Annotated in this window: 13 protein-coding genes; 8 read left to right on the top strand and 5 right to left on the bottom strand. The window is 65.1% G+C overall.

Annotated elements, in window-relative coordinates; genetic code table 11:
* The 3 genes from IPF76_RS15005 to IPF76_RS14995 all read right to left on the bottom strand — a co-directional run.
* The coding region (locus IPF76_RS15005) for a hypothetical protein (protein WP_293845702.1) at positions 1-213 on the bottom strand (213 nt) is incomplete at its 3' end.
* Positions 210-413: a hypothetical protein gene (locus tag IPF76_RS15000; RefSeq protein WP_293845699.1), complete on the bottom strand. Its 204-nt coding sequence runs from the start codon at positions 411-413 to the stop codon at positions 210-212. The genes IPF76_RS15000 and IPF76_RS15005, both read right to left, overlap by 4 nt.
* Positions 410-1,087 (bottom strand): hypothetical protein, encoded by a 678-nt coding sequence (locus tag IPF76_RS14995; RefSeq protein ID WP_293845697.1) that lies wholly within the window; start codon positions 1,085-1,087, stop codon positions 410-412. Before IPF76_RS14995 ends, IPF76_RS15000 begins: the two co-directional genes overlap by 4 nt.
* A 29-nt stretch (positions 1,088-1,116) precedes the next feature.
* Between IPF76_RS14995 and IPF76_RS14990 the strand changes: the two genes are divergently transcribed.
* The 7 genes from IPF76_RS14990 (at position 1,117) to IPF76_RS14960 (ending at position 6,030) form a co-directional block, all read left to right on the top strand.
* Complete coding sequence (locus tag IPF76_RS14990; RefSeq protein ID WP_293845694.1) at positions 1,117-1,632, top strand: hypothetical protein; 516 nt, start codon at positions 1,117-1,119, stop codon at positions 1,630-1,632.
* Between the two features lie 190 nt (positions 1,633-1,822).
* Positions 1,823-3,028, top strand: a complete 1,206-nt coding sequence (locus tag IPF76_RS14985; protein ID WP_293845691.1) for a hypothetical protein — start codon at positions 1,823-1,825, stop codon at positions 3,026-3,028.
* Positions 3,029-3,080: 52 nt separating this feature from the next.
* Positions 3,081-3,800, top strand: a complete 720-nt coding sequence (locus IPF76_RS14980) for a hypothetical protein (protein ID WP_293845688.1) — start codon at positions 3,081-3,083, stop codon at positions 3,798-3,800.
* A gap of 7 nt (positions 3,801-3,807) precedes the next feature.
* Positions 3,808-3,954 carry a hypothetical protein gene (locus IPF76_RS14975; protein WP_293845684.1) on the top strand — a complete coding sequence of 49 codons (147 nt, stop codon included), beginning with the start codon at positions 3,808-3,810 and terminating at the stop codon, positions 3,952-3,954.
* 128 nt (positions 3,955-4,082) lie between these two features.
* The gene (locus IPF76_RS14970) at positions 4,083-4,796 is read left to right on the top strand and encodes a hypothetical protein (protein ID WP_293845681.1); all 714 of its coding nucleotides are present in this window, start codon (positions 4,083-4,085) and stop codon (positions 4,794-4,796) included.
* Between the two features lie 8 nt (positions 4,797-4,804).
* Positions 4,805-5,686: a DnaJ C-terminal domain-containing protein gene (locus tag IPF76_RS14965; RefSeq protein ID WP_293845678.1), complete on the top strand. Its 882-nt coding sequence runs from the start codon at positions 4,805-4,807 to the stop codon at positions 5,684-5,686.
* 2 nt (positions 5,687-5,688) lie between these two features.
* Positions 5,689-6,030 carry a hypothetical protein gene (locus IPF76_RS14960; protein WP_293845675.1) on the top strand — a complete coding sequence of 114 codons (342 nt, stop codon included), beginning with the start codon at positions 5,689-5,691 and terminating at the stop codon, positions 6,028-6,030.
* Here IPF76_RS14960 and IPF76_RS14955 read toward each other — a convergent pair.
* On the bottom strand, positions 6,027-6,968 hold the full coding sequence (locus IPF76_RS14955) for a hypothetical protein (protein WP_293845673.1): 942 nt from the start codon (positions 6,966-6,968) through the stop codon (positions 6,027-6,029). The genes IPF76_RS14960 and IPF76_RS14955 overlap by 4 nt on opposite strands.
* Position 6,969: 1 nt before the next feature.
* The gene (locus tag IPF76_RS14950) at positions 6,970-7,164 is read right to left on the bottom strand and encodes a hypothetical protein (RefSeq protein WP_293845670.1); all 195 of its coding nucleotides are present in this window, start codon (positions 7,162-7,164) and stop codon (positions 6,970-6,972) included.
* Positions 7,165-7,317: 153 nt separating this feature from the next.
* Here IPF76_RS14950 and IPF76_RS14945 point away from each other — a divergent pair, with 153 nt between their 5' ends.
* On the top strand, positions 7,318-7,635 hold the full coding sequence (locus IPF76_RS14945) for a hypothetical protein (RefSeq protein WP_293845667.1): 318 nt from the start codon (positions 7,318-7,320) through the stop codon (positions 7,633-7,635).
* The last annotated feature ends 62 nt before the right edge of the window (positions 7,636-7,697 follow it).

The raw sequence follows: 7,697 nt of genomic DNA, 5'->3' as shown, positions 1-7,697 counted from the left end.
CACTCCTGCCTGGTCCCGGTTGATGTAGACCTCAACGGCCTCGCGCTTGTCGTCCTTCAGCGTCGTGGATCGAATCCCCAGAAGAATCCCGACTTTGTGAGCGACATCTTCCGAAGCGACGAGCCCCATCATTACGCAGCCGCCGTAGGTCGCCATGACGATCTGTTCGGCGTCTCGGTCGACCGTCACAAACAGGTCCGTGGGTCCGCTCAAGATTCCTCCTCCTTCTTCTTCTGCCTCGCCAGCCTGTTGCGGTCGTCCTGCCGGTAGCGGTTCCTGTCGCGCTCGTAGGAGTCAAGCTTGCGCGCCCCGGTCTTGCAGACGTAGCCGGCGAGGCAATCGACGCAGTGCTCGGCGTGGTTCAGGATCGCCTGCTCTTGAGCCTTGAGCTTGTCCTTCTGGCGCGGAGTCATGTTCGCTGGTTCCGGAGCGCCTCGACGCGATCCAGGATCGCGCCGTAGACCCCCATGGGGCTGAGCTTCTTCTCGATCGGCGTGCCCTTGATCTGGGGCGCCGTGTTGAGGTCGATCGCCCACAGGAGCTCGTGCCACTCGACGAAGTCGATCGCGACGAGCGGGTGGTTGAGTCGCAGGGCCGCAGTGACGAGGTCGATCGTGTCATCGACAGTGCCCGGCGGCCCCTTGGGTGGCTCCGTGACAGCGACCTCGCCGACGTTGCTGCGCCAGATGTCGTCACGCGACTGGTAGCGCAGCCAGAAGGCGAGCTTGCCGACGAGCAGGAGCCGGTAACTGACCGGGTAGCGCTGCGGCAGGTAGACCGTGGCGTAGTGGTCCGGGTAGGTCTCGAACGCGAAGGCCGCGTCGGTCAGGATCTTGCCTTCGCCGCGGTGCATGGACTCGTTGACGTAGATCACGAGCTGCTTCGGCGCGTGCTGCGGCTCGCCCGCCATGTAGAGCGCGCTGACGTTTCCGCGAGGAGGCACCCGGAAGCCGACGTCGGCGAGCTCGTCGTGGTCCGTCCGGCGGAGCTTCTGGGTCTTGGAATATCGATAGAAGATGTCGGCGTCTGTCCACGACCCATCGAACTGATGATCGTAGTAGTCGATGTAGTCGGAAGTCAGCTTCATGTGTCCGATCCGTATGGTACACGGCGGGTATGACCAGCCAGGCTTCCGGGATCCGTGAGCTCGAGCGCCTTCTGGAAGGCGACCCCGAGAACGCCGAGGTGCGCCTGCGGCTGACCTACGAGTACCTCCGAACGCAGACTGGCCTCGTCCTCTTCTGGAGCACGAGTTGGACCTCGATCCTGACCTTGGGCATCTTGGGTATGCCACCCGCGACAGAGGTGCGGCCTCCGCCGATCGTCTACTCGACTTGGGCGGTTCCGGTCACGCTCGACAACTTCGAGTCCGGTGGAGATCTCCGTATCCTGAGGACTCATCTCGGACTACCTCCGGACCCGGACCTCTCTGTGCGGAAGACCGGCTGGATCACGGCCGTGCTGCGGTCAGAGCTCGACCCGATCAATCCACGCTGTCCGCAACTCGTCGTCGAGACCCGCGAGCGCATGAGAGCCGGACCTTCTGGCGTTACCTTCCCGGTCCTCGACGAACTCGGTCGCACCCTGACCCCGCCTCACCTCGTGATCGTGGTCTCCAGCGGAGAGTACTGACCCCACCCACCGGGCTACGCAAGAGCACCCACCCGCTGCGTCTGACGGCAATCGAGAAGGACGCGGACGCGGCCCCCGACGTCCCGACGCCTGCCGAGCGCCTGCAGATCAACAACCTCGGGCCGACCCTCATGGGTGACGGCACGCTGAGCGACCCAGGTGTCGGACCTGGAGTCTAGACTCCGCCATCATGGATCTCGGCAACCGCACGACCTTCCGGGACTTCCTCTACGGTGACGCCGTCCTTCGCCTCCCCGACACCGAGCTCCTGGCGCTCTACGAGAAGGTGCGTGACGAGGTCTCGAGGCGCAACGACTCGATCGTCACCGAGCAGCTCGCGGAGGTCATCGGCGAGAACCTGGCCAAGATCCACCTGGACCGCTTCCATGACGGAGCGAATGAAAGCCGGCGGCTCTGGTACCGGGTCGCGAACGGCCTTCACAACGCGCACCTCGTGATCGGGATCCAACCGGACGGTCGCGGCGGCGCCGATCTCTACCCGGCCTGCACGCGCGGACCCATGCACGTGCGCACGAAGAATCAGGCGATCGCCGCGCTCTCAGGTGATCTCGAGGGGCGATCTCTTCGATCAGGTCCCCGGCGCGTGTGGGGTGTGCCAGGAGAACTGCGGGTAGTGGACGACGCTCTCCGCGAGCTCGAGCGCCGGGTTCTCTCGGGCGACGCTTCTGCACTCCTGGCGCTCCGGAAGGCCTACCAGCGCGCCGGACAGGTCCAAGAGGACGAGCCGAAGAGATCGAATGGGCTCAAGCTCATTCCGCTCCCAGCGGCCACGGCGGCACGCGCGCACCGCGCGCCGCTCTACGACGTCGTGGCGGTTCCGCCGACGCCAGTCGAGTCCGAGGTTCTGAGCTGGGTCTTCCACTGGGGCGCCGGGGCCTGCGATCCAGTGCTCGGACGCGCGAAGTCGCTCGCCGACACGAGCGCGGACGCTTCCTGGAACGACATCCTTCCTCCGCGCTCTGTGTTCTTCTGGTCTGGTCTGTCCGTGGTTCCGGACTCAGGCTCTCTATTCTCCGACGTCGAGGCGCTGTGGAACGACTGCGTGCTCGAGTTCTGGCCAAGCTCCGTCCGCGCGTCGCATCACTGGCCGCTGCGATACGTCATGCAAGATCCGGCGACGATGCCGACCAGCGAGGACGGAGTGCTTCAACTGGCTGGAGCCAGGTGCGCCAATGCCAGGAACGTCCGTGTGCCAGGCCGTCGGAGGGTCATGAGACAGGGTGGGGTTCGCGAGATCCGTGGCCGCTTTCCGTTCGAGATCGCGCCCCAGTGCAACACGCGCCTGCGGTTGATCGGGAAGATGCGGCAGCCCGTGAGCCGGGTCACGCGCCTCATGGTGATCCTGCATGGCGTCAGGCTGAGTCCATGCGAATAGCCTGTCGGACCTAGCCGGTAGGATCTTCGCCTTCGGCAGCGGGGAGGAGCTCGTGGAAGCGCAGGTCGCGGTTGTGGTGCATGGCCAGTCGTCGCACGGAAAGGACGCCCTGGCGAACCTGATCGCCGAAGAGTTCGGGCCGGATCACACCTTCCGGTGCGCGTTCGCCGACCCCCTCAAGGCTGCCGCCGAGGTTCTGATCGGGATCCCCAAGGCCGTGTCCTACGGATCGAACGACGTCAAGAACACCTGGACCGTGTACGGGAAGACTGCGCGTCACTGGCTTCAGTGGCTCGGTACGAACATAGGACGCAACGGGGTGTCCCCGCTGATCTGGGTCGATCGCCTGGGCGCCATGGCGCGCGCTTCCGGGAAGCCGCTCGTGGTGGTCTCTGATGGGCGCTTCCCAAACGAGCGGCTCAAGTTCAAGGACGCGCTCCAGAGCGAGGCCGTCCTGAACGTCCTGATCCACCGGTCGGCGGTGAAGCACCTGGGTAAGCCGCCGACCGCCGGCTGGCGCCTGGTCTCCTTCCTCACGAACCTTCCGCTCGTGCGGCGCCTGGTGAAGCCAGTCGTCCTCATGCACGAGAGCGAGGCTGTCATCTGGAGAGCCAAGACCGATCACCTCGCGGCCCGCGCGAAGCTCTTCGACCGCGTCGTCATGAACAACGGCACCCTCGACGACCTGCGCTACGAGGCCAAGCTGATCGTCGAGGTCCTGCGTGACACCTACGGTCTCCAGCGTCCTGAGCCGACGACCCATGCCTGGTGAGGACGATATGGACGAACCTGGCGAGCTCAAGGGTCCGATCCCGCCCGCGCCGACAGAGACGTTCGTCGACATGCTGAAGCGCTGGGAGGAGGAGTGGGAGGCCGTCGCTCTCCTTGAGCAGCGCCGCCAGAAGGCCCTCAAGGGGACGTGGTAATCGATCCGCTGGCGATCTCGTGCCTCCTGCTCTTGCTCGCAGCCACAAGCTACGGCGATGCAGGACGCTGTCAGTCGCATCTGCTAAAGTGCCTGACCTCACCGAACAACCCGCATCCCAGGAGCCCCGTGAACATCTCCGATCCGACCACCCCGCCGACCGAAGGCGCGACCGCCACGGTCGCCGAGACCAACACCGCCACGCAGACCGCCACGGTCAACACCGGCGGCCACGCGACATCGGACGTCGCCGAGAAGGTCGAGCAGCCCACCTCGAAGAAGCCCAAGAAGAAGGGCGGCTCGAGCAAGGCGAAGGCTCAGGCGACCAAGGCAACGAAGCCGACCGCCGCCAAGGCGCCCGCCGCCAAGAAGGCGAAGGCCACCGTGAAGACCGAGAAGAAGCCCGTCGTCGTCGAGAAGAAGCCCGTGCCGGCGAAGAGGTGGCGCAAGAGCCCTGCTGCGGCCAAGAGCTCCGTCGCTGCCCGTCGCACCACCGCGAAGGCCAAGACCTCGAACAAGGCCATGAAGGGCCCCATCGGCGTCAAGGTCGGCGTCGGGCGCGGCGGCAACCAGCCGAAGGGCGAGATGTCCGGTCGCGCCAAGCGCTGTGCGATCGCCATGGCGATCGCGCTGCGGAGCCCCAAGGGGCTGATCTCGATCGAGGGCTTCCGCGCGATCTGCCAGCAGAAGAACGTCTACAACGCGGCGAACTTCACGCAGGACATGAAGAAGGACGCCAAGTACTTCAAGCCGATCGCGCAGAAGGGCGTCGTCGTCGGCTGGACGCTCACTCCGCTCGGCAAGAAGAAGGCCGTCGAGCAGGCGGCCAAGGTCAAGCAGTAGAGCTCAAGGTGCCCAGCGACCTCTACCAGCTCCTGGGCCTCCAGCGGAACGCAGACGCGGCCGCGATCCGGACCTCATGGCGCCGGATCGCGGCCCGCCTGCATCCAGACAGCAGCAAGGACCCGAAGGCCGCCGAGAACTACAAGGCCGCCAAGGACGCCTTCACGATCCTCTCGAACCCGGCCAAGCGCGCTCAGTACGACAACGGCGGCGGAGTCGGAGCTGGAGGCGGCTTCGCGGTCGGCTTCCCGACGGCCTTCGACGAGGACGAGGTCCTCGAGAAGGGCGACGACTTCCAGATCGACCTCGAGATCGACTTCTTCGAGTCGGTGAACGGCTGCCTGAAGCCGGTCGAGTACCAGCGCGAGCAGGTGTGCGTGCGCTGCGACGGCCAGGGCTTCTACGGCCAGACCGACTGCAGGGAGTGCGAGACCAGCGGCAAGAAAGACACGACCTTCAACGTCGACGTCGAGATCCCGCCAGGCGTCTGCGCCGGACAGAAGCTCCGCGTGCCCGGAGCTGGAGAGCAAGGCCGCGGTGGCGCGGCCGCCGCAGGTGACCTGATCGTCGTGATCGCGATCAAGAAGGACCAGAACTTCTCGCGCGTCGGCAACGACGTCCACTCCGACCTGTCGATCCCGTTCTACACGGCCCTCTTCGGCGGCAAGGCGCGGGTGAAGACGATCCGCGGCCAGGTCCTGATCGGAATCCCGCCGAACACGAACGCCGGCAGCCTGCTACGGATCGACAATCACGGCGTGCGCGCCGGTGACAAGCAGGGCCACCACATGGCCAAGATCGTGCTCCAACTCCCGAAGGAGCTTTCGCCGCGCCAGGTCGAGCTCATGCGGGCCTTCGTCGACGAAGAGAAGAGACTCGGCAGGATCTGAGCATGTCCAGGTTCTACGGCAACTTCTTCGATGCGGTTCAGTCTTTCCTGGGCGCCCTCAAGACGCACGGGCCCGAGGAAGCCATGGGCAGGCTGCGTTTCTGTGGCTTCAACGAAGACGTCGTGCAGTGGATCATGGCCTCGACGAAGCTCGTCACCATGAGCGGCGAGCGGAAGATCGAGGGGATCATTCTTCAGTTCGCGCCGCCGCACGACTTCAAGCCGCTACAGCCGCCTCCCGAGATCATTCGCCTGTCCGAACCGGACGACGAGGACAACCCTGCCGAGGACGCCATGCGGGAGCACCGGCGCCTGGAGGAGTCTGCCGAGGACGACGATTCCTAGTCCTCTTCCTCGGTGTCTACCTCTTCGTTGAACCGAGCGTCGACCTCTTCGTTGAACTGAGCTTCGTCGGACTGAGCTTCGGCCTCGATATTCCATTCGGCGTTGCGCTGCTGTTTCAGCGCCTCTTCCTCGGCCTCGTCAGCCATTCGCTGAACGTGCAGTCGAGCCTGCTTGGCTTCCGTCTCCAGGTATTCGGCGCGTTGAAGCCAAAAACTGGGTCCGAGCTGGTCGGGGCTCAAGAAGCTACTCATGCCGAATTCTCCCACCTCGTCGCCCGAAAACTCGTCGGTCGGGATCGCCGGCGCCATGTGAGCGAACCCCTCCTCACTCCCGACAGTCATCGGCTCCGGGTCCTGCGTGTGTCCTTCTGGCCTCCACCGTCCACCGCCGTTCTCGGCCCAGCGACGGAGCTCGGTCCAGACGGCGGCGGTGAGCTCTCCCTCCAGTCGCGGGATGTTGTCGAGTCCGCGAACCGCCTGAACGGCTGCGCCGAAGACCTCGGCGCCGATGTTCTCTTCCATGGCCGCCTGAACCTGCTGGACGACGCCGTGGATGTTCACCGCGGAGCGGTCGACAGGTCGCCAGGTGACAGGCGCCAGGCCCTTGCTTTCGAATGCGTCGACCGCCATGGCTACCCGTACTCCGAACTCGTAAATGGCTTCGAGTCCGCCCTGGGTCTTCGACACCTCCACGGCGGCGATCGCCAACGCTGTGAGGGCCGCTCTGGGGCCGAACTCGAGGAGTCCTGCGACTCGCGCCAAGAACGACGGCTCGCGCAGGAAGCCAGCGGAGACGGCGCCGGCATCACCGCACAGGGCCAAGAACTCGAGCTGGCCCTCCTCGAACTGCCCCAGCCCCAGACGCAGTCTCAGCCACGCGGCGCGGTCCTCGGGTGAGTTGTCCTTCTTGCGTTCGGCCTCGCGAAGCTCGAAGTCCACGTTACTTCTCCTTGACAGGCTCGACGAAGGGTTCGACATCTGCCCTGAGGACCCACTGCTTCATGACCGTGTTGTCGAGCTCGACGAAGCTCTTCAGGGTCGGGTGGTCCCGGACGAAGCGGATGCGGTCTGTCCAGCATAGGAACAGGCTGTAGTTCTCCGGCTGCTTGAACCGGACGAGGTCGCCCTTCTTCATGTCGGCAGTCTACGGGAGGTGTCCGACCGCGATGCTAGCCTGGCGGCATGTACGGCCTCGCCTTGTTCTTCGTCGTGGTGGCGCTGATCTTCTTCGGCGCCTGCTGCGGCGTGGCCGCCGTCCTTCGCGTGACAAGCCACCGGGACACGACCCATGACTGACCTGAATCTGGACGCGATCGAGAACCGGCTGGACTTCGGACACCACGACGCCTGGGCGCTCCTTACCGAGGTGCGCAGACTCCGAGGTCTCGCCGCGCGCCAGGAGGATCTCCTCTGCTTCGCGATCGACATGGCCTACATAGCAGGCCTTGGGGCCGCTGGCCAGCGCGTGAATCCAAGCGACAGTGAGCTCGCGGCGGTCCGCGACGGACTTCGGCGGATTCTCGACCTCATCAAGGCTGGGACCCTCAGTCGCGACACCGCCATGGACTCCATACATGTAGCCATGAGGAAGCTGCCTTCCATATGAACGCCGAGTTGAACTGCCAAAAATGCGGTGCCTGCTGCCTGGCGGCGTCCTGGAACAGCGGC

Origin of the sequence: Sphingopyxis sp., assembly GCF_016704835.1 — a bacterium.
Lineage (GTDB): Bacteria > Pseudomonadota > Alphaproteobacteria > Sphingomonadales > Sphingomonadaceae > Sphingopyxis.
This window is presented reverse-complemented; position numbering and strand designations above follow the sequence as displayed.